The organism is Skermanella sp., from assembly GCF_059503625.1.
Window position 1 is genome coordinate 1 of record NZ_JCACHA010000570.1, and the last position, 20,480, is coordinate 20,480.

22 protein-coding genes are annotated in these 20,480 nt (G+C 63.9%); 6 read left to right on the forward strand and 16 right to left on the reverse strand.

The window, feature by feature from the left end; translation table 11 throughout:
• Positions 1–689, reverse strand: a 689-nt coding sequence (locus AC5JJ6_RS13275) for a solute carrier family 23 protein (protein ID WP_496042500.1), incomplete at its 3' end; no start/stop codon positions are given.
• Positions 690–863: 174 nt separating this feature from the next.
• On the reverse strand, positions 864–1,079 hold the full coding sequence (locus AC5JJ6_RS13280) for a hypothetical protein (protein WP_496042501.1): 216 nt from the start codon (positions 1,077–1,079) through the stop codon (positions 864–866).
• A gap of 144 nt (positions 1,080–1,223) precedes the next feature.
• On the opposite strand from AC5JJ6_RS13280, the gene AC5JJ6_RS13285 reads away from it, so the two are divergent.
• The gene (locus tag AC5JJ6_RS13285; RefSeq protein WP_496042502.1) at positions 1,224–2,168 is read left to right on the forward strand and encodes an SDR family NAD(P)-dependent oxidoreductase; all 945 of its coding nucleotides are present in this window, start codon (positions 1,224–1,226) and stop codon (positions 2,166–2,168) included.
• Positions 2,169–2,250: 82 nt separating this feature from the next.
• On the opposite strand, the gene AC5JJ6_RS13290 is transcribed toward AC5JJ6_RS13285, so the two are convergent.
• The 9 genes from AC5JJ6_RS13290 to AC5JJ6_RS13330 form a co-directional block, all read right to left on the reverse strand.
• The gene (locus AC5JJ6_RS13290) at positions 2,251–2,928 is read right to left on the reverse strand and encodes a GSU2403 family nucleotidyltransferase fold protein (RefSeq protein WP_496042521.1); all 678 of its coding nucleotides are present in this window, start codon (positions 2,926–2,928) and stop codon (positions 2,251–2,253) included.
• Between the two features lie 12 nt (positions 2,929–2,940).
• The gene (locus AC5JJ6_RS13295; protein WP_496042503.1) at positions 2,941–3,336 is read right to left on the reverse strand and encodes a nucleotidyltransferase family protein; all 396 of its coding nucleotides are present in this window, start codon (positions 3,334–3,336) and stop codon (positions 2,941–2,943) included.
• Positions 3,337–3,510: 174 nt separating this feature from the next.
• Positions 3,511–3,960 carry a PaaI family thioesterase gene (locus AC5JJ6_RS13300; protein ID WP_496042504.1) on the reverse strand — a complete coding sequence of 150 codons (450 nt, stop codon included), beginning with the start codon at positions 3,958–3,960 and terminating at the stop codon, positions 3,511–3,513.
• 75 nt (positions 3,961–4,035) lie between these two features.
• Complete coding sequence (locus AC5JJ6_RS13305) at positions 4,036–5,124, reverse strand: mandelate racemase/muconate lactonizing enzyme family protein (RefSeq protein ID WP_496042505.1); 1,089 nt, start codon at positions 5,122–5,124, stop codon at positions 4,036–4,038.
• A 195-nt stretch (positions 5,125–5,319) separates the two neighbouring features.
• Entirely contained in the window at positions 5,320–6,390 is a 1,071-nt protein-coding gene (locus AC5JJ6_RS13310; RefSeq protein WP_496042506.1) for an ABC transporter ATP-binding protein, read from the reverse strand.
• A gap of 19 nt (positions 6,391–6,409) precedes the next feature.
• Positions 6,410–7,258, reverse strand: coding sequence for a carbohydrate ABC transporter permease (locus AC5JJ6_RS13315; protein ID WP_496042507.1), 849 nt, complete (start codon positions 7,256–7,258; stop codon positions 6,410–6,412).
• 11 nt (positions 7,259–7,269) lie between these two features.
• Entirely contained in the window at positions 7,270–8,142 is an 873-nt protein-coding gene (locus AC5JJ6_RS13320) for a carbohydrate ABC transporter permease (RefSeq protein ID WP_496042508.1), read from the reverse strand.
• A 113-nt stretch (positions 8,143–8,255) separates the two neighbouring features.
• Positions 8,256–9,620, reverse strand: a complete 1,365-nt coding sequence (locus AC5JJ6_RS13325) for an ABC transporter substrate-binding protein (RefSeq protein WP_496042509.1) — start codon at positions 9,618–9,620, stop codon at positions 8,256–8,258.
• A 92-nt stretch (positions 9,621–9,712) separates the two neighbouring features.
• Positions 9,713–10,429 carry an RraA family protein gene (locus AC5JJ6_RS13330; RefSeq protein ID WP_496042510.1) on the reverse strand — a complete coding sequence of 239 codons (717 nt, stop codon included), beginning with the start codon at positions 10,427–10,429 and terminating at the stop codon, positions 9,713–9,715.
• Between the two features lie 187 nt (positions 10,430–10,616).
• Here AC5JJ6_RS13330 and AC5JJ6_RS13335 point away from each other — a divergent pair, with 187 nt between their 5' ends.
• Positions 10,617–11,597, forward strand: a complete 981-nt coding sequence (locus AC5JJ6_RS13335; protein WP_496042511.1) for a 2-hydroxyacid dehydrogenase — start codon at positions 10,617–10,619, stop codon at positions 11,595–11,597.
• A gap of 8 nt (positions 11,598–11,605) precedes the next feature.
• Here AC5JJ6_RS13335 and AC5JJ6_RS13340 read toward each other — a convergent pair whose 3' ends face one another.
• Positions 11,606–11,902: a helix-turn-helix transcriptional regulator gene (locus AC5JJ6_RS13340; RefSeq protein ID WP_496042512.1), complete on the reverse strand. Its 297-nt coding sequence runs from the start codon at positions 11,900–11,902 to the stop codon at positions 11,606–11,608.
• On the reverse strand, positions 11,889–13,250 hold the full coding sequence (locus tag AC5JJ6_RS13345; RefSeq protein WP_496042513.1) for a type II toxin-antitoxin system HipA family toxin: 1,362 nt from the start codon (positions 13,248–13,250) through the stop codon (positions 11,889–11,891). Before AC5JJ6_RS13345 ends, AC5JJ6_RS13340 begins: the two co-directional genes overlap by 14 nt.
• Positions 13,251–13,352: 102 nt before the next feature.
• Between AC5JJ6_RS13345 and AC5JJ6_RS13350 the strand changes: the two genes are divergently transcribed.
• Entirely contained in the window at positions 13,353–14,120 is a 768-nt protein-coding gene (locus AC5JJ6_RS13350) for an SDR family oxidoreductase (RefSeq protein WP_496042514.1), read from the forward strand.
• Between the two features lie 10 nt (positions 14,121–14,130).
• On the opposite strand, the gene AC5JJ6_RS13355 is transcribed toward AC5JJ6_RS13350, so the two are convergent.
• A complete protein-coding gene (locus AC5JJ6_RS13355; RefSeq protein WP_496042515.1) occupies positions 14,131–15,765 on the reverse strand; it encodes a winged helix-turn-helix domain-containing tetratricopeptide repeat protein in 1,635 nt (544 codons plus the stop codon).
• Between the two features lie 128 nt (positions 15,766–15,893).
• On the opposite strand from AC5JJ6_RS13355, the gene AC5JJ6_RS13360 reads away from it, so the two are divergent.
• From AC5JJ6_RS13360 to AC5JJ6_RS13370, 3 genes are all read left to right on the forward strand, one after another.
• Positions 15,894–16,649: an SDR family oxidoreductase gene (locus tag AC5JJ6_RS13360; protein WP_496042516.1), complete on the forward strand. Its 756-nt coding sequence runs from the start codon at positions 15,894–15,896 to the stop codon at positions 16,647–16,649.
• Positions 16,619–17,092: a hypothetical protein gene (locus AC5JJ6_RS13365; protein ID WP_496042517.1), complete on the forward strand. Its 474-nt coding sequence runs from the start codon at positions 16,619–16,621 to the stop codon at positions 17,090–17,092. Before AC5JJ6_RS13360 ends, AC5JJ6_RS13365 begins: the two co-directional genes overlap by 31 nt.
• A gap of 106 nt (positions 17,093–17,198) precedes the next feature.
• Complete coding sequence (locus AC5JJ6_RS13370) at positions 17,199–18,116, forward strand: MBL fold metallo-hydrolase (RefSeq protein WP_496042518.1); 918 nt, start codon at positions 17,199–17,201, stop codon at positions 18,114–18,116.
• A 127-nt stretch (positions 18,117–18,243) separates the two neighbouring features.
• On the opposite strand, the gene AC5JJ6_RS13375 is transcribed toward AC5JJ6_RS13370, so the two are convergent.
• Positions 18,244–19,491, reverse strand: coding sequence for a DUF4384 domain-containing protein (locus AC5JJ6_RS13375; protein WP_496042519.1), 1,248 nt, complete (start codon positions 19,489–19,491; stop codon positions 18,244–18,246).
• An 87-nt stretch (positions 19,492–19,578) separates the two neighbouring features.
• Positions 19,579–20,480, reverse strand: a 902-nt coding sequence (locus AC5JJ6_RS13380; RefSeq protein ID WP_496042520.1) for a porin, incomplete at its 5' end; no start/stop codon positions are given.

Below are 20,480 nucleotides of genomic sequence, written 5' to 3' on the forward strand. Positions count from 1 at the left end.
GCGAACCCGATGATCAGCCCGAGCAGGACGGAGACGTTGGACCAGAAGCCTTTGAAGAACCGGTTGATGAGCACGATCGAGACCAGCACCAGGAAAGCGACGGTCAGATAGCGGGGTGCTCCGAAGTCGGCCACTCCCCTGCCCCCTCCGGCCCAGTTGATGCCGACCTGCAACAGCGTGATGCCGATGGCGGTGATGATCGTGCCGGTGACGACGGGTGGGAAGAAGCGCAGCATCCTGCTGAAGAACGGCGCCACCAGCACCGTGAACAGGCCGGACGCCATGACCGCCCCCAGGATGGTCGGCAGACCGGTGCCGGCATTGGCCATGGCGACCATCGGACCGACGGCGGCGAAGGTCACGCCCATCATGACCGGCAGCCGGATGCCGAACTTCCAGACGCCGACGCTTTGGATCAGCGTAGCGATGCCCACGGCGAACAGATCGGCGCTGATCAGGAAGGCGATCTGGTCCTTGGGAAGCTTGAGGGCCGCGCCGATGATCAGCGGCACCGCGATCGCACCCGCATACATGACGAGGACATGCTGAAGGGCGACGGTAAACATCTGCCACGGAGGCAGCATGGCGTCCACTGGATGGATCGCCGAAGGCTTCTGGTCCGAATGGTTTTGGGCCGGATCGGCGATCCGACCCGTTCCGCGCTCTCGTCGTGCCGACCGGTCCGACATATGACGTTCCTCTCCCGAAGGATTTATTGTTTTTCGGCGCGGGTTTCTGTCGTTCCGCGTCCGGAACAAGTGTTAGGCGGGGCGTCCCGGTGGGGGAAGCCACCGAGTACCGCAACACTTTCAAATATTTCGGAAGGGTCGGGTGAGCGGGGATCGCGGAGGACGTGCCGCGGTCTACTGGGGTTCGATCTCGTCGGTAACGCCGAGAGCTTCAAGCAAAAGCTCAATCTCCGTCTCGACGGCTTCAAGGTTGCGATGAAGGCGTTCCGCCGCCTTGGGGTCGTGACCGCTCGCCATCACCAGTTCACCTGACAAACGCGCGGCGATAGCTTGCAGTTTGTCGAGTCTCTGTTCATAGGTTCGGCGCGTCACATCACCCATGGTCAGCATGGCTTTGTTCCCACATCGGCCTGATGAGTACTTCGCTATCTGACACTTTATCGCCGGGGCCGTCAATTCTTTGAAACGCCGCCGCCGTTAACCTGTTGATGCCGTCATTCGTCCGTTTGATCGAATACGTCGTGGGAGATACGAATGAACGCGCAGCGGCTTGCCGTGATTACCGGTGGTTCGAGTGGCATCGGTCTGGAATTGGCCCGGCAGTTTGGCCGCCACGGCTACGACCTTGTGATCGGCGGCCAGGATTCCCCGAAGCTCGGAGGCGCCGCGGCCCTGCTCCGGCGGGAAACCGGCCGGCAGGTCTGGACGGCCCCGGCGGATCTGGCGCAGCCGGACGGCGTCGAACGCTTCTACGAGCGCGTCCGCGGGATCGGCCGCCCGGTCGATGCGTTCTGCGCCAATGCCGGCGTCGGCGTCGGGGGCGGCGACTTCAGCCAGACCGATCTCGATGCCGAGCTGCGTCTGATCGACCTCGACGTCCGTAGCCAGGTACACCTGACCAAGCTGATCGTCCGCGATATGGCCGCGCGCGGCAGCGGCAGGATCCTGTTCACATCGTCGATTTCGGCGCTGATGCCGGGGCCGTTCGAAGCCGTCTACTCGGCGTCGAAGATGTTCATAAGGTCGTTCGCCGAGGCGCTGCGGAACGAGATGGCGCCAAAGGGGATCGTCGTCACGGCGCTGCTGCCCGGCCCGACCGACACCGACTTCTTCCACCGGGCCGGCATGGACGGGACGCCGGTCGGCGACGGCGCGAAGGACGATCCCGCCGAAGTCGCACGCCAGGGCTTCGAAGCGCTGATGGCGGACCGTCATCACGTGATCGCCGAGACCCTGAAGACCAAGGTCCAAGGCGCCGCCACCAACCTGATGTCCGACCCGATGCTGGCGCAGGTCCATCGCCGGATGAGCGAGCCGAAGGCCGCCCGGCGCCAGGCATTATCGCAGCAGCCGTCGTCTGGCTCGCTGGTGTTCATGGGAACGGGGTTGGCGCTGGCCGCCCTGCTGACCACGGCTGCCATCGTCAGGCCGGGACGCCGGATGGGCGGTGACGCGCGTAACGGTCATTACCGGAGCTGATGAGTCCGTAGCCAACGTCAAGAGAATCCGATTGGTCGTTTAAACTGCCGCACGGAGGAATACGGGCCAGCGACTTCCGGTCTCAAGTGGCGGAGGCGTCCGCAGGTCCGTCTTTCGCCTTCTCAGCCGACAAATCGTCTTGAACGACCCTGACGACCTTCTTGCGGATTTCCTCGTCGATTGCGGCCATTCCGTTGGCTGCGAGAAACCGCCATTTCGGACCACGACCGCACAGTTCCTCCCAAGCATCGCACAGATCCGCCTTGCGGCGGTCAGCCAGCACGTCGAGCAGGACTTCGGCCTGTTGCAGATCCTTATCGACTTTCGCGGCGCTTTCCCGGCGACGCTGACTGACGATCAGTTTGTGAAGGGCATATCGTTCAGGTCTGGGGACATTGACCAGGACGCCGCCGCCATGAAGCACGACGGCTGGTATTGCGTCATAGATCAGGAAGTCAAGGGAGCGAAACGGCTGAGCTTGCGCCTGGAGAGCCGGTAAGTCGACGGGCGCTTCCTGATCAGGCCCCCTGTTCGGAGTCAACACTTCCACGCGATACTCGTTGTCGTTCCTGTAAGCCATGTGCAGGCGGGCATCCGTGGCATAGGGAACAGGCTGGAAGCTGGAGTCGATACCGCGAAGGATGTCGAGCAGCGGTTCGGTCTGATCATCGTCAGCGATCGCCACCGATATCGACCTGAATTGAGCAATATCTATATCTCCGGTCTGAACGATCGCTCCCGGTAGCTTGACGCCGAGCAGTCCGCCAAATGTTTAAAATGCGACGGTTCCGACAAGACAAGCGCGCAGCCGGAACACGCCGGCACGGGACAGGGCTTCCAGGATTTCACCCGTCTCATCGGGCGGGACGGCGATCCCCGATCTCCGCAAGGCAGCGATCAACTGCCGGCGTTCTTTGTAGGCATTCTTTGTTTTTCCATGCTTCGCGATAAGCTCGCGAATCTCCGGACCATCGGGTCCGGCATATTTCTGCCGACGATGTCCACTGCTGTCGGGACTTTCGCGGAAGTACCAGTAGTCGCGCCCTTTGATCGATGTTTTGTAGAAGCCGCCATTAGGCGGAAAGTCGGCATCGAAAGCCGCAATCCCGCACCTGTCGATCAGTTCGGCGTAAAGCGTCTGGATCGGCATGGTCAGGCGTTCAACCACGGCAGTCCTCCGCTTTCAGCATGGTTACAGCCAGAATTCAAGTCTGGCTGTAACCATCATAACCACTTTACTGGCTTGGCGACAAGCATGAGCGTCCCTGGTTATAGCCAGAATGCAAATCTGGCTGTAACCGCCTTGCATTGGGCACGCTCGGTCGACAGGGGCCGCTGATTCTTACCGGTCTTGGGGCTGCGGCTGCGGGCGGTCCAGTATCTTCCAGACGCCATTGGCCGAGGACACGACCCGGGTGCCGACCATCAGCATGCCGCGCAGGAAGACGAGCGTCTGCGTCTTCCTGATCACTTCCGGCCGGATCTCGATGAAGTCGCCGATCTCGCCGGCTCCGATGAACTGCATGTCGAACTGGATGGTGACGCAGACCCTGGTCTGCGCCGCTTCCCAAGCGGCGATGCCGAGTGCCCGGTCGCCGAACGTCATCAGCATGCCGCCTTGGACGACGTCGATCAGGTTAGCGTGCTTGGGTTCCGCCCGGAAGCCGAAGGCGAGGCCCTGTTCGTCCCGCTTCCGCCAGAGAGGGCCGACCAGATCGAGGAAGCCGGCGTCGGGCAGACGCTCCCAGCCGGCTTTGGCCGGGTCGAAGGTGGATGGCGTGCGGTGAGGCATGGTGCGGAACTTCCAGGTGGTCGGATGCTTCCGGCACCATTGCCCATCGAACGAACTTCGGCAACGGCCGAAAGATCAAGCCCGGATCTTCTCCAGCCCCTTCCAATCGAACTCGATCCCGTGTCCCGGCCGTTCCGGCGCCAGGGCGACGCCATCTTCGATCCGGAGCGGTTCCGCGATATAGCGCTCCAGCCCAAAACCGTGGGCTTCCAGGTAGGAGCGGTTGGGACAGGCGGCCAGCAGGTGGACCGTCACGTCGTGGGCGCCGTGGCTGGTTACAGGCAGGTTGAAGGCTTCGGCCAGATGGGCGATCTTCATGAAGGGTGTGACGCCGCCGCAGTTGGTGACGTCGGGTTCCGGATAGGTCACGCCGCCGCCGGCTATGTAGAGCTTGAACTCCCACAGGGTGCGCAGGTTCTCGCCGGCCGCTATGGGGAGGCCGCCTTCGCGGACGATGCGGGCGTGGCCTGCCGGGTCGTCGGGGATGGTCGGTTCTTCCAGCCATGTCAGGTCGAAGGGCTGGAGGGCGCGGGCGGCGCGGATCGCTTCGTCCACGCCCCATTTCATGTTGGCGTCGACCATCAGGGGGAAGCCCTGGCCAAGGTGCTGGCGCATGGCGGCGACGCGCTCGACATCCTCGAACAGGTTCTTGCGTCCGACCTTCATCTTGATCGCGCGGAAGCCCTTGGCGAGGTTGCCGTCGGTCTGGCGCAGCAGGTCTTCCAGGGGCAGGTCGAGGTCGATGCCGCCGGCGTAGCAGGGCACGCGCGGGTCGTAGCCGCCGAGCAGCCGCCACAGCGGCAGGTTGGCGCGGCGGGCCTTGAGGTCCCACAGCGCCATGTCGAAGGCGGAGAGGGCGAGGACGGTGGGGCCGCCTCTGCCGCCGTAGTGGAGCGCCCACCATGCCTTGAGCCACAGGCGCTCGATGGTGTCGGCGTCCTCGCCGGCCATCAACTCGGTCATCTCGCGCGTCAGCACGGAATCGATGGCGCCGCCGTTGCGGCCCACGGTAAAGGTGTAGCCGGTTCCCTCCGCCCCGTCGGCGTCGCGCAGGCGGACGGTGTTGAGTTCGAACGCCTTCATTTCGCCGTGGGTGCTGTCGGTCAGCACCGTGGGCAGCGGGATGCGGTAGAATCCGGGTTCGATCGAAGTAAGTTTCGCCATTGTACTTTCCGTTTACTCGGGAGCTTTTATTCCAAGGGCCGAAGAAGTTGACTGGTGAAGACGCTCATGCCGTAGGTCGGTCTAAAGCGAAGCGGCAGCCGACATAGACGCGCCTGCTTGTCGGCTGCCGCTTCGCTTTAGACCGACCTACGCGGCAGAAGTATTCTCACAGGTCAACCTCTCCGGCTCTTGGTATTATTCCAGCCTGCGCCCGCTCTCGGCGTCGAACAGGTGGACATGGGCGATGTCCGGCTGGATGCGGAGGGTTTCGCCCGGCTTGGGATGGATGCGGCTGCGGAACAGGCAATCGAATTCGGTATGCCCGCCCTTGACCACGATCAGGGTTTCCGAGCCGGTCGGTTCGACCACCACGACCTCCACCGGCACGCCGCCGTCGCTGAGCGTGTCGCTGAGCGTGATGTGTTCGGGGCGGAGGCCGTAGACGAGGGGACGGTTGGCCGGGGCCGAGGCATGGTTTGCCGGCAGCGGCAGGTGCAGGCCGCCCTTGGTCACGAAGGCGCCGCCTTCGATGGCGCCTTCCAGCAGGTTCATCGCGGGGGAGCCGATGAAGCCGGCGACGAAGAGGTTGCCCGGCCTGTCGTAGAGGTCGAGGGGTGCGCCCATCTGCTCCACGATGCCGTCGCGCATCACCACGATCTTGTCGGCCATGGTCATGGCCTCGATCTGGTCATGGGTGACGTAGACCGTCGTGGTCCGGAGCCGCTGGTGCAGTTCCTTGATCTCGGCGCGCATGGCGACGCGCAGCTTGGCGTCCAGGTTGGACAGCGGTTCGTCGAACAGGAAGACCTTGGGGTCGCGGACGATGGCGCGGCCCATGGCGACGCGCTGGCGCTGGCCGCCGGACAGTTCCTTGGGATAGCGGCCGAGCAGCTTGGTCAACCCTAAGATATCGGCGGCGCGGTTGACCCGGACCTCGATATCGGACTTCTTGGCCCGGCGCAGCCGCATCGAGAACGCCATGTTCTCCGCGACCGTCATGTGGGGATAGAGGGCGTAGTTCTGGAACACCATCGCGATGTCCCGTTCCTTGGGAGGGATGTCGTTGACCACCCGAGGGCCGATGCGGATCTCGCCGCCGGTGATGCTTTCCAGCCCGGCGAGCATGCGGAGCAGCGTCGATTTTCCGCAGCCGGATGGGCCTACCAGAATGACGAACTCGCCGTCCTGGATGTCCACCGATACGCCGTGAAGGACCTGCGCGTTGCCATAGGCCTTGCGGACGTCCCTGATCTCAACCGAGGCCATGCTTGAATCCTTCCACTGTTCAGCTCTTTACCGCACCGGCGGTCAGGCCCGAGACCATGTAGCGTTTGAAGGCGTAGTAGATCGCCGCCGGGGGCAGCGCGTAGATCAGGCCGGTCGTCATCAGTAGCTCCCACGGGGAATCGTCTGCGGCCAGGAAGTTGCCGAGCGCCACCGGCAGCGTGATCTCGGTGTCGCGGGACAGCAGCAGGAAGGCGTAGAGGTATTCGTTCCAGGCGAGCAGCAGGGCGTAGGTCCCGACCGCCACCAGCGACGGCTTCATCAGCGGCAGGTAGACCATCCAGAAGAGCTGGAGGGGCGACGCGCCATCCACGACGGCCGCCTCGTCCAGCTCGTAGGGCAGCTTGTCCGATGCCTGCTTCAGCACCCAGATCGCGTAGGGCGACGCCACCGTGACCATGGCGAGGATCAAGGCCCACTTGCTGTTGAGCAGTCCGTAGATGCCCATCGTGCGGTACATCGGCACCGCCAGGAAGGCGGCGGGGATGAAGTAGGTGAAGAGCGCCAAGTTCATGACGGTGCGCCCGCCTTCCACCCGGAGCCTGCTGATCGCGAAGGCGGCAAAGGTTGCGATCAGCAGGGTCAGGAAGCCGGTCGAGACGGCGACGATCAGGGAATTGGCGAGCTGTTCCCAGAAGTGGATTAGGAAGTAGTGGTCCTGCTTCAGCACGATCTCGAAGTTGCGGAGCGTCGGATTCTCCGGCCAGAGATTGCCGGAGAAAGCGGCGTCGCGCGGCGAGATCGCGAACAGCAGCAGGTGGTAGATCGGCAGCAGGGTCCAGAGCAGGACCGGGATTCCGATCAGGAGGAGTTTCGCCTCGCCCGCGATCCTGACTAACGGTCGTCCCATGGATCGTGTTGTCATTTGGACAGCCGCCTCATCATGAAGTACACGAGCGGGAGCACCAGCGGCAGCGCCGAGACGATCGCCGCCATCGACAGGTTGACCTGATCGAGCCGCAGGTAGCGGATGCCGAGCGTCGCCAGCACATGGGTAAGGTCGGCCGGACCGCCGCCCGTCAGCAGATAGACGCTGTTGAAGTCGCCGAGCGTCCAGATCATCGACAGGAGCGTGCAGGTCACGTAGAGCGTCTTCATCGACGGCCACGTGACGAAGCGGAACTGCTGGATCGAGCTTGCGCCGTCGACCGACGCCGCCTCGTACATGTCCTTGGAGATCGCGAGCCGGCCGGACAGCAGGATCAGCGTCCAGAACGGCAGGCTCTTCCAGATATGGACCAGCACCGAGAAGGTCAGGCCTAATGTGGGATCGTTCAGCCAGTTCGGCCCGTCTTCCGCCGTCAGCTTGAAGATGAGCTGGTTGACGATGCCCCATTCGGGGTTGAGCATGAAGCGGACCGACAGGATCGTCGGGATCGACGGCACCGCCCAGGGCAGGATGAAGATCAGCGACAGCCAACGTATCCAGATGCGGTCGTGCAGGAAGAAGCCCGACAGCAGCAGCGCCACGAGCATCTTCAGGTTGACGCCGACCAGCAGGAAGAACAGCGTGTTGAAGATCGACCGGATGAAAATCGGGTCTTCGAACAGCTGGACATAGGTCTGCGGGTCGCGCGCCAGCCAGAACCCGTAGCAGACGGGATAGACCACGAAGAACAGGAAGACCAGGACGTAGGGCACCAGGAAGATGGTGCCCCAGATGCGGGTCTGCGACCAGCCCCGCCGCTTGGGCGGGGCCTCCGTGTCCGTGTCGGAAACCGTCAGAGTATCCATCGGATCCGCCGTTCTTGTCTCATTGGAAACCGGTTTATTCGCCTGTTAGGTAGAAGCGGCCTCCGGCCGCTTTACTGCAAGCGGCCGGAGGTCGCTTCTACTATCCCGTGCGGCTAGCCGGCGACGGCCTTGATGCGGGCCAGCATCTCGTCCACGGCCTTGTCCACCGGCACCTTCTCGTTGATGACGCGGTTGGCGGCCTTGGCCCAGATGTTCTCGTTGTTGAGGATCGTGAACTTGTAGTTCTTGGTGAACTCGAAGGTCACGGTGCCGTCCTTGAACTGATTGTAGACCGACTGGCGATGCGGGTCGGCTTTCCAGAACGGGCGTTCCTGGCCTTCCTTGGTGACAGGGAACCAGCGGCCGAGCGAGCCCTCGACGTAGGGGGTCAGGTTCTCTTCCTCCAGCAGGAACTTCACGAATTCCTTGCCGCGCGCCTTGTTCTTGGAGTTGGAGAAGATGACGCCTGTTTTGACGGCGGCGCGGTAGACCATCTTGCTGCCGTCCGGCTTGCTCGGGAAACCCGCCGTGCGGATCAGTTCGTAATAATTCTTCTTGGCTTGCGCGCGCTGCTCGTCGTTGAGCGTGGCGTTGTTCATGTCATCCAGCCACTTGGCGGCGATCGAGATCGTCGCGTTGTGGGTCAGGACGGTCGTCTTGTTGTGGAACGCGACGTTGTTGTCCGGGTCCTTCCAGCTCGTCTCCGACGGCGGCACGCAGCCTTTCACGTAGGGCTCGGTATAGTCGGTGAGGGCGCCGGTCAGCCCTTCCTTCACCTTGGGATCGTCGATCAGCAGCTTGCCGTCGTTATCGACCATCTTGACGTTGTAGGCGTCGGCGAAGGTCAGGAACGAGTAGAAGGAATCGCTGCCATCGACGCCGAGCGGCTGACCGATGCCGTAGCCCCGCTGGCCGGACGCCTTGCGGTAGGCGGGCTGAACCTTGCCGCACCAGAAGGCCCAGTATTCCTTCCAGGTCTTCGGGATGTCGGCTTCCTGGAAGCCGGCCTGATTCAGCATATCGATCCAGTATTCGATATGCATCGTCTGCTGCTTGATAGGATAGGCGTAATAGGCGCGCTTGCCGGTCTTTTCGTTGAGCAGGTAGGTCGTCTCGATCGTATTGGGGGCGAAGCGGTCCTTGATCGGCTCGATGATGTCGCTGACATCCTCGAGCCGGCCTTCGAAGGCCCATTTGCCGGTGACCTGGAAGTCGTAGACGTCGGCATAGGCGACATCGGGCGGCGTGCCGCTGTCGAGCGAGGCGACCGTCTTCGGGATCATGTCCTGGACGGGATACTGGGACAGCTCGACCTTGACGCCGGTCTTCTGCTCGAACTTCTTGATCGCCTCGTAAAGCGCGTCGTCTTCGGATTTGTAGAAACCCTTGACCCAGGACACGTTCAGGACTTCCTGAGCCGATGCCTGCCCCGCCGCCGCCACGCTGATCGCGAAGACGGCTCCCATAAGTGATTTCATCGTTTCCTCCCCATCGCTTTCGTTATCGTTTTTGTTGGCATTTTTGTCGGATCGTGAGTCTTGCCGGTCCCCACTTCGGGGTATCGGGTCGTTCACATGATGCCGGTCTTGCCGAAGATCGCTTCAGTGCTTTCGCCCCGCTCGATCATCAGGCGGACGGCTTCCTCGCCTTCCACTTTCTCCAAGGCGGCGGAGACGATCTCGTCGGCGCGGGCGCGCGGAATCACCAGCACGCCGTCGATATCGCCGACAATCACGTCGCCGGGATCGACTCGCGCGCCGTTGGCGAACTCAATCGGGCAGCGGTAGTCGATGACGCGGCCGCGCACCCGCTGGTCCTGCGCGTAGGACCCGTAGGAGAAGACCGGAAACCCCAGCCGCCGGATTCCGTTGGTGTCGCGGTGGTAGCCATCGACCACGGCGCCCGCCGCGCCGAGCGTTTTTGCCCGCGTGCTCATCAGCTCGCCCCAAAGGGCGTAGCGCGGCGTGCCGCCGGTGCAGATATAGACTTCGTCCTGCTTGAGTTCGTCGAGTGCGCGGAGCATCAGGCCGAACGGGTTGGATCGTCCGCCCTGTCCTTCCCCCTGGCCGTCCCTCTGCCCTTCCACGTCGCCGCAGCAGTCCGCTTCCAGCACCGGCATGGCGTAGCCGGCGATCACCATGTCAGGATCGAGCGCGCGGATTTCCGGCGGCAGGAACTGGCGGGTCAAGCCGCGCGCGTCCATGACGTCGCCGAGAACGGCCGTGAACAGCTTGGTCCTGATAAGGTCGAGCCGCGTTGGATCGGGTAGTTCCGTGTCGTTCGCCACGGGCTCATCTCCCCCCTTTTTGCCGCCTCTCTGGTTTGGAGGCTTTGCCGGATGGTAACGCGACTTTTTGCCACATTAAAGCAGCTTTTATTTGGAACGAAACTTGCCGATGGTTGACGGACAGGGCATTCTATGCACCTACCCGGATGTTACCCGGTTCTTCAAATAATAAGGTGCTGAATCAGCCATGGCTCGTCCCGAAATTCTCCAGATCGCCCCTATGCTGCCGGTCGTCACGGATCAGATCGCCAAACTGTTCACGGTCCACCGACTCTGGGAAATCAACGACCGGGACGCATGGCTGGCGGAAAACGGGTCGCGAATCCGGGGAGTAGCAGCCGGCGGTCATTCGCCGGTGAACGAGACCCTGCTGGGCAAGCTGCCGGCGCTGGAAATCGTCGCCGCCTTCGGCGTCGGCTATGACCAGATCGACGCCAAATGGGCCGGCGGCCACGGCATCGTCGTCACCAACACGCCCGACGTTCTGACCGACGAGGTTGCCGACCTGACCATCGGCCTGCTGATCTCGACCGTCCGCCGCATCCCCGCCGCCGAGCGTCACCTGCGCGACGGCAAGTGGCCGTCGGGCGCCTTCCCGCTGACCTCGTCGCTGCGCGACCGCAAGATCGGCATCCTGGGCCTGGGGCGAATCGGCAAGGCTATCGCGAAGCGGCTGCAAGCCTTCGGCCTGCCGATCTCGTATTACGGCCGGCACAAACAGGACGGCGTCGAATACCCTTATGTCGCCGATCCGGTCGAATTGGCGCGGCAGGTCGACGTGCTGATCTCGGTCATTCCCGGCGGCAAGGCGACGGAAAAGACGATCGGTGCGGCGGTGTTCGAGGCGCTGGGTCCTGACGGCATCTTCCTCAATGTCGGGCGCGGCACCGTGGTCGATGAAGCGGCGCTGATCGACGCGCTGAAATCGAACAAGATCCAGGCCGCCGGCCTGGATGTCTACGCCGACGAACCCAACGTTCCGGCGGAACTGATGGCGCTGGAGAACACGGTCCTGCTGCCGCACGTGGCGTCGGGAACGGTCCATACCCGCAACGCCATGGGCCAGTTGGTGGTGGACAATCTGGTTTCCTGGTTCGACGGGCGCGGCGCGGTGACCCCCGTGGCGGAGACGGCGGAGGTAGCGCGCGCCAAGGGCGGCAAGTCGTAAGATTAGGGTTATCCGGTGACCGGCGGCTTGGGCGCACGGGGGACGAACCCGACGGCGAAGCCGAAAGGTTTGGCGATCCGGTTGAGGGTTTCCGCCGTCGGGTTGCCGGCCCCCGTCTCCAGGTCGCTGACCTGCCGGCGGGTCAGCCGGAACGCCTTGCCGAACTGCTCCTGCGTCATACCCAGCGTGTGGCGGATGGCGGTGACCGCTTCGGGCAGGCGGAGATCGCCGCTTGCCGCCCGCTCCGCCAGCAGGCGCCGAGCTTCAAGCGTTTCTTCCCGCGTCATGCGCTTAAGCCGGGGCATGACGGTGCTCCTTCCCTTTCAGGGCTGCCAGGGTGTCGGCAATCTCACCGCATCGGCCAAGCGCCTGCCCGATCACGTCGCCGGGGACGTTATGCCGCCGGGCGATAGCCGGCAGGTCGCGGACGAACTGTTCCTTGCCGGCGAGGATGGCCCGCAGCGCCTCCGGCTCCATCACGCCGTCGGCGGCGGTCTCGCAGACGATGGACCAGTCCGGCACCAGATCGTTGCGGTTCAGGCAGGCCCATCTGGTGTGCCGTATGATGCCGCCGGGGTCGAGGCGCATGGGCGTGAAGTCGAACAGCGGGGTCAGCCCGATCCAGCCGTCCGGCGCCTTCTGGAGAGCGGTGTTCCGCCCGTGGTTGTCGGGATTGCCCATCGCCAGATTCAGGACGTCGCGCAGCACGTATTCGACGGTTTCAGCCGCCGGATCGGTGCTGAAGCGCTTGATCGCCGCAAGGTATTCCTCATGCGCGGCCACATAGCCGAACTGCGCTACCCCAATGGCGGAGACGATGCTTTCCTGTCCAAGGCGGATGGTCTCGGTGGCATTGCCCTTGGTTTGGACCTGCCGGTCGAAACGCGGGATAAGCAGAACGTGGTCGGCGTAGGTCAGCGGCCTGCCGACTCGCAATCCGAATTCACGGGCGACTTCGAGATACGGAGCTTCCGCCGCCAGGATCAGCAGGTCGGCGGCGGTGCGTGCCCGGCTCAGCTTGACTATGGCGTGGTCCCGCGCGTCGTTATCGGACACCAGGGGGTCGGGATACCACAAACCGTCGGCGGCCTGTGTCAGCAGGACCTTCGGCCATTCGCCCTGGACGCCGCTGGAGCCGGATGCGATCAGGGCGAACCGGTCGGCGGCATCCAGAAAGCGGTCGCTTCGATCGAGGATCTCTGCGGTTTGCAGGCCTTTGAAGCTGTGGCTCTTCAGGCGCTCCTGTTCCGCCTCCCAAGCTTCGCGGACACGCAGGTTGCCGATGGGGCTTCCGGCGCCACGCAGCAGCAACGGCAGCTCCACCGCAGGGGCGTCGGGCGACGTGAACCCAAGTTCGGTGGTGAGCCGCCGCCTTGCATGTCCCTGGGGCAGCAGGTCGAGCAGGAATGCCGGCCAGTGTCCAATGCTTCGGTATTCCATATCGACCGGGACCTGGACCGACAGGGCATGAATGTCCACCAGCGGCCTGTCTTCGGAAAACGGAATGGCGCCCCAGTCGAAGAAGTAGTCCGCTTCGCAGGACAGGACCGTTACTCCGGCAATTCCCCGATCGGGCTCCCGGATGTCGAGGATGGCGGCATCGTGCCAGTTCCCGTGGTGATGGATTTGCAGGGTCAGAGATGCCGCGCACATTTTACTGCCTGTCCCAGCATAATGGGTCGTAGATGCAAGGTATTGCTTTTTAGTACCCATTTCAATGGGACGAATGAGATCAGACCATAGGGAGGAGAAAAGATGTCGCTTTCACTTTTCGACCTGAAAGGCCGCCGTGCGCTGGTGACGGGGTCGGGTCAGGGGATCGGTTTTGCCCTGGCGCAGGGATTGGGTCTTGCCGGGGCTTCGGTCGTGCTGAACGGGCGTGACCGGGGGAAGCTGGACAAGGCTGCGGAAAGCTTGCAAGCGCAGGGGATCGAGGTGGCGGTGGCGGCGTTCGACGTGTCCGACCATGGCGCCGTCGTGGAGGGGATCGCCGGCATCGAGCGGGATGTCGGGCCGATCGACATTCTGGTCAACAATGCCGGCATCCAGCGTCGCGCGCCGCTGGAGGACTTCGCGGTGGAGACGTGGCATGAGGTGATCCGCACCAACCTGGACAGCGTCTTCTACGTTTCGCAGGCGGTGGCGCGCGCCATGATCCCGCGCGGCCGGGGCAAGATCATCAACATCGGCAGCCTGATGAGCGACGCCGCGCGCTATTCGGTGGCGCCCTATACCGCCGCCAAGGGGGCGGTGAAGAACCTGACCAAGGGGATGTGTACCGACTGGGCGCGCCACGGCTTGCAGATCAACGCGATCGGTCCCGGCTATTTCGCGACGCCGCTCAATCAGGCTTTGATCGACAACGTCGAGTTCGACACCTGGCTGAAGAAGCGGACGCCGGCGGGGCGCTGGGGACGGGTCGAGGAGTTGCAGGGAGCGTGCATCTTCCTGGCGTCCTCCGCGTCGGACTTCGTCAATGGGCAGATCATCTACGTCGATGGCGGGGTGCTGGCGACGCTTTGACGGCGTTCTTTCATTCCGGCAGTCCTGCCTTACGGAAGCCCTCCGTGAACACGGCGAGATCTTCCGGCCGCCGGAGCAGAACCCAGTCCTTGAGATTGGAGATCCGCAGCTCCGGATCGAGCCCACGCAGATGACGCAACGCCTGCCGTGCCTCGTCCGTTCGGCCGGCGAGCGCATGGCTTGCCGCGATGATGCCGGCTACCAGCAGGAACCCCGGCAAGTCTCTCAATGCTTTCTCCGCCCATGACGATGCGGCGTCGAAGCGTCCGGCAAACAAATGGGCCATCGCCGTACCCGCCTGCATTCGTACCATCTCCGGGTCAAGGGGGCTCAGGCGCATGGCATGCGCGATGCGCCCGATGGCATCATCGTGTTCCCCTCGGGAAATCCGCTGGAAGCCGCCGAGATACCAGGCGGCCGACAGGTTGGGGTTGAGCACCAGCGCCCTGTCGAGCAGTGCGATGCAGCCGTCGAGGTCGCCGCCGAAATGGCCGAGCGCGTGACCGCCTCTGGTGAGGGCGACCGCATCGTTCACGCCCAGTTCCACCGCCCGGCGGGCCAGTCGGGCGCCCTCGGCGGCCTCATCAGCGGCATCGGTCATCCATCCGTTGATCTTGCGCCAGAAATGGCACCACGCCGCCATTCCATAGGCCGAGGCGAAGTCCGGATCGAGCTCAGTTGCCTTGTGGAACAACGGCAGCGCCTGGGTGACAGCCTCCCTGGTTCGCTGGTGAAAGTTCGCCATCCCGCGCAGATAGTAGTCGTAGGCGTCCAGGCTCTCGGTCGGCTTCCGCTTCGCGCGGTCGATCTCCGCCCGCTCCAGCTGCGGTGCTATCGCGCCGACGACGCTCTCGGCCACCTGATCCTGCAACTCGAAGATATCGTCTAGAGCGCTTTCGAAACGCTCCGCCCAGAGATGCGCGCCCGTTGTCGCATCGATGAGCTGGCCTGTGATGCGCACGCGGTGCGCCGCTTTGCGCACGCTGCCTTCCAGCACGTAACGCACGCCCAGATCGCGGCCCACCTGTTTCACGTCAACCGCCCGGCCTTTGTACGTGAAGCTCGAGTTTCGCGAGATGACGAACAGCCAGCCGATGCGGGATAGCGCCGAGATAATGTCCTCGACGATGCCGTCGGCGAAATACTCCTGTTCCGGATCGCCGCTCAAATTCAGGAACGGCAAGGTGGCGATGGAAGGCTTGTCGGGAAGGGCCAGGGCATGTGCCGTTGGTTCATCCGAGTTGAGAGTTCCGGTCCTCGATGCTCCGAAGCCGTCCGACGATCGTATCTCCCGGACGTCTCCAACGAACCGGAATCCTTTCCGGGCGACCGTTCGGATCAGCCTCTGTTCCTCACCATTGTCGCCAATGGCCTTACGCACCGCATTGATATGACTGGTCAGGGTCGATTCAGAGACGATCCGCCCATCCCACACCGCGTCCAGCAGACCATCCTTGCTGACGACGCGCTCGCGGTTTCGCACCAGATAGACCAGCAGGTCGAAGACTTGCGGTCCGATAGGGATCGCGTCGGCGCCCCGTGAGAGCTCCCGCCGGTCAAGGTCGAGCAGGTAGTCCCCAAACACGAATTGCATTTCGGCGCTCAGCAGGCTGGTAGTCCGGACAGTGCCGGAATAGCGGCCCATTTGGACGATCTTTGAAGCTGAACTCAATGGAAATTCAAGGAAGCCGCAAGGTCTTCCGGCCAGATTCCAGGCATCCTCCGCTCATCAGTCGCCACGGACGTGGCCGATATCAAAAGGAGGAGCGAAGCATGAAGATCGTCGTTATCGGCGGCAGCGGCCTGATCGGGACCAAGCTTGTCGGCAGGCTTCGTCAGAGTGGGCATGAGGTCGTGGCGGCGTCCCCCAGCTCCGGCGTCGATACCATCACCGGCGAGGGGTTGTCCGAGGCGCTTGCCGGCGCTGAGGTGGTCGTCGATGTGGCGAACTCGCCATCGTTCGAGGACAAGAGGGTCCTGGAATTCTTCGAGACCTCCGGCCGCAGCCTTCTCGCCGCGGAAAGCGCGGCAGGCGTGGGGCATCACGTGGCACTGTCCGTCGTCGGTGCCGATCGCCTTCCCGAGAATGGATACTTCCGCGCCAAGGTCGCGCAGGAGAACCTGATCAAGGCCTCCGGAATTCCCTATACGATCCTCCGCTCGACGCAGTTCTTCGAGTTCATCGCCGGCATCGTCGAGGCTGGCGCCGACGGCGATGTCATCCGCCTGTCGCCCGCCCTCGTGCAGCCCATCGCGTCGGATGACGTCGCCGCCACGCTGGCCGAACTTGCGGCAGGACCTCCGGTGAACGGCACCGTCGAGGTGGCCGGTCCAGAGCCGATCGCCCTCGACAAGCTGGCTGGAGAGGTCATGGCCGCGAAGGGGGACGGCCGCCGGGTCGTCGCGGACATCCACGCGCGCTACTTCGGCTCGGTGCTGAACGACCAGTCGCTGACGCCGGACCAGAATCCGCGCATCGGACCGACGAGGTTCGAGGAATGGCACGCCAGATCATCGGCAAGGATTTAATCGTGAAAACGAACTTACGTCATGAAGGTGCCCCGGTCGCGGTCACCGCTTTGGCGACGCTCAACGCGATCTTTCTTTCCGCGAACGGGCTCTTCATGCTCGTCGCTCCGCAAGTTTGGTATGATTTCGTGCCGGGCGTGACCGATACCGGCTTCTTCAATCAGCACTTCATCCGCGATATCGGGATCATCAAGCTGTTCCTGGGCGTCGCGTTCATCGTCGGCCTGCTGCGGCCGGAGCGCCGCATCGGCCTCTGGGCCGCCGCCACTCTGTGGCTGTCCGCGCACGCCCTGTTCCACCTGTGGGAGGTCGCAGTCGGCATCTGCGCGCCCTCGGCCATACCGCGCGACTTTCCCGCCGTCACCCTGCCAGCACTCATCGGCATCGCGCTCACGCTCTGGGCGATCCGTCGCTCCCGCGCCGGAAGAGCGGCTTTCGCCTGAGATCCTCGACTCAAGCAACCGGAGAACGACCATGACAAACCGTCTGAACTACCTCGCCCAAAAGAATAAACCCCGTCGGAATAGCGAAGGTCGGCAGGAAACGACCTTGAGCTTCGACAACGCCTCACTCTCCGGCAGACCGGGGCACGAAGAGCTGGTTCCGTCGCGCTACGCACTGCGGATCGGCGAGATCGACGTGCTTGTGCTCAGCGATGGGGTGCTCCCACTTCCAACCGCGATGTTGGCGCACAACGCGGAACCAGCCGTCCGGGCGGCCTGGCTGAGCGACATGTTCCTGCCGCAGGACGCTTTCGACTGGGCGCTGAACGTGGTCGTGGTGCGTAGCGGCGGGCAGACCATACTCATCGACAGCGGGCTGGGGCTGGACCCGAACTTGAACTTGCCTCGGGCCGGGCAGCTGGTCATGCGGCTGGAGGCCGCCGGCGTCGATCTGGCATCCGTGACCGACGTCGTGCTTACCCACATGCACATGGACCATATCGGCGGGCTGCTCGTCGACGGAGTAAAGGAGCGGCTGCGCCCGGACCTGCGGGTCCACGTGGCGGCCGCCGAGGTCGACTTTTGGGAGTCGCCCGATTTCTCCCGCACTTCCATGCCGCAGGGGTTCCCGGACGCGCTTCGGTCGACCGCCAAGCGGTTCGTTAAAGAGTACGAGGGTCATCTGCGGACATTCGAGGAGGAGCACGAAGTGGCGCCGGGGGTGGTCGTCCGCCGCACCGGCGGCCACACTCCCGGACACAGCGTGGTTCGCCTGGCGTCCGGCGGCGACGGGCTGACGTTCGCCGGCGACGCCGTGTTCGCGGTCGGGTTCGACCAGCCCGACTGGCATAACGGTTTCGAACACGACCCGGAAGAGGCGGCGCGCGTTCGGGTCCGTCTTTTGCGGGAGCTGGCGGCGACCGGCGAACTGCTGGTGGCCACTCACCTGCCGTTCCCATCGCTCGGCCGGGTGGCGGCCGACGGCGATGCCTTTCGCTGGGTAGCGGCCTTCTGGGACTACTGACCGATTGTCGGATCAGTAGCATCCGACCCGGTTACTGTTCGGCCGCCCTGGCGACGACGTTGATCGGCATGGTCTGGCTGCGGGCACCCGTGCCGGCCAGCTTGCCGAAGGCGTCGAAGATGTCCTGCTATCCCACCCCTGGAATGGGCGTCAGGTCGTCAATGTCGGCGCCGTCGATCCCGCTCCGGTCGATGGCGGTCGATGAGGCCAGACAGGTGATGACTTCGAGGCGGCCGGCCATGTCGAGCCGGATGTTGAAGGGGCGTTCGGCTTCCGGACCCGGTGGGATCGCGACCTGCTGCCCTGCCGGCACGAAGGCGTCGGTCTGGAAGCGGTTGGGGAAGATGCGGGATACCTGCCGGAAGCTGTCCATGTAGTAGCAGTAGACGAACCTGTCCGCGCTGGTTTCGACCTGGACGACGATGGTATCGCCGGGGTTCAAGGTCGGCATGGGGCCGTGGTCGGTCGAAAGCAGGACCTCCGGGGGTGGTTCGGGGGTCTGGATGTCGGCTTGAGGCTCGATGGGGGCTGGAACTGGTTCGGGTTCCGGTTGGGCGCTGGCTTCGGCCAGCGGGGATTCGATCGTGGGCGGCACCGGAACGGCAACGGAGTATTCGGTTAGGGCACGGTCGGCGGCGAACCATCCTGTCGCGGCGGCGGCGGTCAACAGCAGGCCGAACGCGGCGTGGCGGTGGCGGGGACGCCGGTCAGCAGGCGGCGGGGCTTGTGACAGGGTGGGTGACGGCGGCTGTACCGGGATCGGCTGAGGCTGAGGCTTCGGAGCGGGGATTGCCTTTTGGGTGGCCGGCTGGGGCCGGGCTTCCAGGGTCCACCGCTTGACGCGGACCTGACCATTGGCGCGGTCGAGATTGGCGTTGAGATCGTCGTTTCCGGCCAAAAGCACCTGCAAGGCTCGGCCGTCTCCCAGATGCACCTGGGACAATGACAGGAGGTCTTCCAGCGCTTCCTGGTCCAGGGCGTGGGCCTCGGCGACGATGAGAAGCCCGGCGTCCTCTCCTTGCAGGAGGGTCAAGGCCAATGATTCAGGGCTGGGAAGGTCGTCGGTTCGATGCTTTTTCGCCCTGGACTTGGACGCGGCTATGGGAATGACTTTGGGGCGGACGGTTACGCCGACCTGATCGATCAGGTCGCGTAGGGATGCTCCGGGGTGCGCCATCGCGACCATGACGACGGCGCCCGCCGCATCCATGCGCGTCCCGACCGCCCGCGCCAGCGTGGTGGCGTCGTCGTCCCGAGCGGCGGCGACCGCCATGGCCCCGTACCCGGCCATCGCGGAGACCAGCACGGCATTGAAGGTTTCCTCGGCGCCGCCTGGGGTTTCCTCCCGAACCGATGTCATCCGCAGCATCGCCATGCCAAGCCTCGTGATCCGGAGTTTCCGTGTGGTCCTCACCGTCGGGCGGATTGGCCAGGGGTGCTATGAAGCGCCTCACATCCGGGATCAAAAGCTTAGTTGAAGGCCGACCAGGACGACATCGGAAGTGTTCACGTTGCCGGACCGCTCGAAACCGACCTTGGAATGGACGTAGTCGGCCTGGAGCGACAGGCCTGGAGCCAGGACGTAGTTGACGCCGACCCCGGCCGCCCAGGAGTGATCGCCGTTGACGTCCCGTGCCCAGGCGTACTGTGCGCCGATGCCGAAGGGGCCGGCTTCATAGGTGGCGCCGACATTCCATTGCCAGTCCAGGCCGGTGAAGCCGTCGAACTTCCCGAAACCTCCCCCGACCATGAAGTCGGAAATGCCGATCTGGATACCTGTCACCCAGGCGGTGAAGTCCTTGATGCCGGGACCGTAGCCGTTGCCGTTCAAGACGGCGGCGCTGCCGCTGAACGTCAGGTTCTCGAACTCCTTCTGATAGTTCACGGCGAAGGAGGTGACGTCGCGGTATCCGCTTTCCTCCTCGTCTTCATCCTCGTCTTCGTCCTCGGGCTCTTCGACGACCGGCGTTTCGGGCTGAGGCTCAACGACGGGCGGAACCGGCGGTGTCGGTTCGCCGGGGCCGGGTTGCTCAGGAGTAGGCTGGTCGGGTACGTCGGGCTGATCCGGCGTGTCCGGCTCGTCGGGAACATCCGGATCGCCGATATCCGGCCCGTCATCGGGACCGTCGTCCTCGCCCTCGTCATCTTCGTCCTCGTCGTCTTCGTCCTCATCGTCCTCGTCGTCACCACTGTCATCCTCCGAATCTTCGCCGTCGTCCTCGTCGTCATCGACGGTCTGGGCGGCCCGCGTCGGAGTGGGAGCCGAGGCGCGGGTCACGGTCCTGGTGCCGAGAGATGCCGTCTGGATTGCGGTTCGGGGGATGGCGCTTGCCGAAGATAGGCTCCGCGAGGGAGCGGAGGCGG

Coding starts and splice junctions, on each gene's coding strand:
- AC5JJ6_RS13375 (WP_496042519.1), bottom strand. CDS start 19,491: ATGGCGATGCTGCGGATGACATCGGTTCGGGAGGAAACCCCAGGCGGC.
- AC5JJ6_RS13320 (WP_496042508.1), bottom strand. CDS start 8,142: ATGGATACTCTGACGGTTTCCGACACGGACACGGAGGCCCCGCCCAAG.
- AC5JJ6_RS13285 (WP_496042502.1), top strand. CDS start 1,224: ATGAACGCGCAGCGGCTTGCCGTGATTACCGGTGGTTCGAGTGGCATC.
- AC5JJ6_RS13360 (WP_496042516.1), top strand. CDS start 15,894: ATGAAGATCGTCGTTATCGGCGGCAGCGGCCTGATCGGGACCAAGCTT.
- AC5JJ6_RS13350 (WP_496042514.1), top strand. CDS start 13,353: ATGTCGCTTTCACTTTTCGACCTGAAAGGCCGCCGTGCGCTGGTGACG.
- AC5JJ6_RS13315 (WP_496042507.1), bottom strand. CDS start 7,258: ATGGGACGACCGTTAGTCAGGATCGCGGGCGAGGCGAAACTCCTCCTG.
- AC5JJ6_RS13340 (WP_496042512.1), bottom strand. CDS start 11,902: ATGCCCCGGCTTAAGCGCATGACGCGGGAAGAAACGCTTGAAGCTCGG.
- AC5JJ6_RS13300 (WP_496042504.1), bottom strand. CDS start 3,960: ATGCCTCACCGCACGCCATCCACCTTCGACCCGGCCAAAGCCGGCTGG.
- AC5JJ6_RS13310 (WP_496042506.1), bottom strand. CDS start 6,390: ATGGCCTCGGTTGAGATCAGGGACGTCCGCAAGGCCTATGGCAACGCG.
- AC5JJ6_RS13345 (WP_496042513.1), bottom strand. CDS start 13,250: ATGTGCGCGGCATCTCTGACCCTGCAAATCCATCACCACGGGAACTGG.
- AC5JJ6_RS13355 (WP_496042515.1), bottom strand. CDS start 15,765: ATGGGCCGCTATTCCGGCACTGTCCGGACTACCAGCCTGCTGAGCGCC.
- AC5JJ6_RS13325 (WP_496042509.1), bottom strand. CDS start 9,620: ATGAAATCACTTATGGGAGCCGTCTTCGCGATCAGCGTGGCGGCGGCG.
- AC5JJ6_RS13335 (WP_496042511.1), top strand. CDS start 10,617: ATGGCTCGTCCCGAAATTCTCCAGATCGCCCCTATGCTGCCGGTCGTC.
- AC5JJ6_RS13305 (WP_496042505.1), bottom strand. CDS start 5,124: ATGGCGAAACTTACTTCGATCGAACCCGGATTCTACCGCATCCCGCTG.
- AC5JJ6_RS13365 (WP_496042517.1), top strand. CDS start 16,619: ATGGCACGCCAGATCATCGGCAAGGATTTAATCGTGAAAACGAACTTA.
- AC5JJ6_RS13280 (WP_496042501.1), bottom strand. CDS start 1,079: ATGCTGACCATGGGTGATGTGACGCGCCGAACCTATGAACAGAGACTC.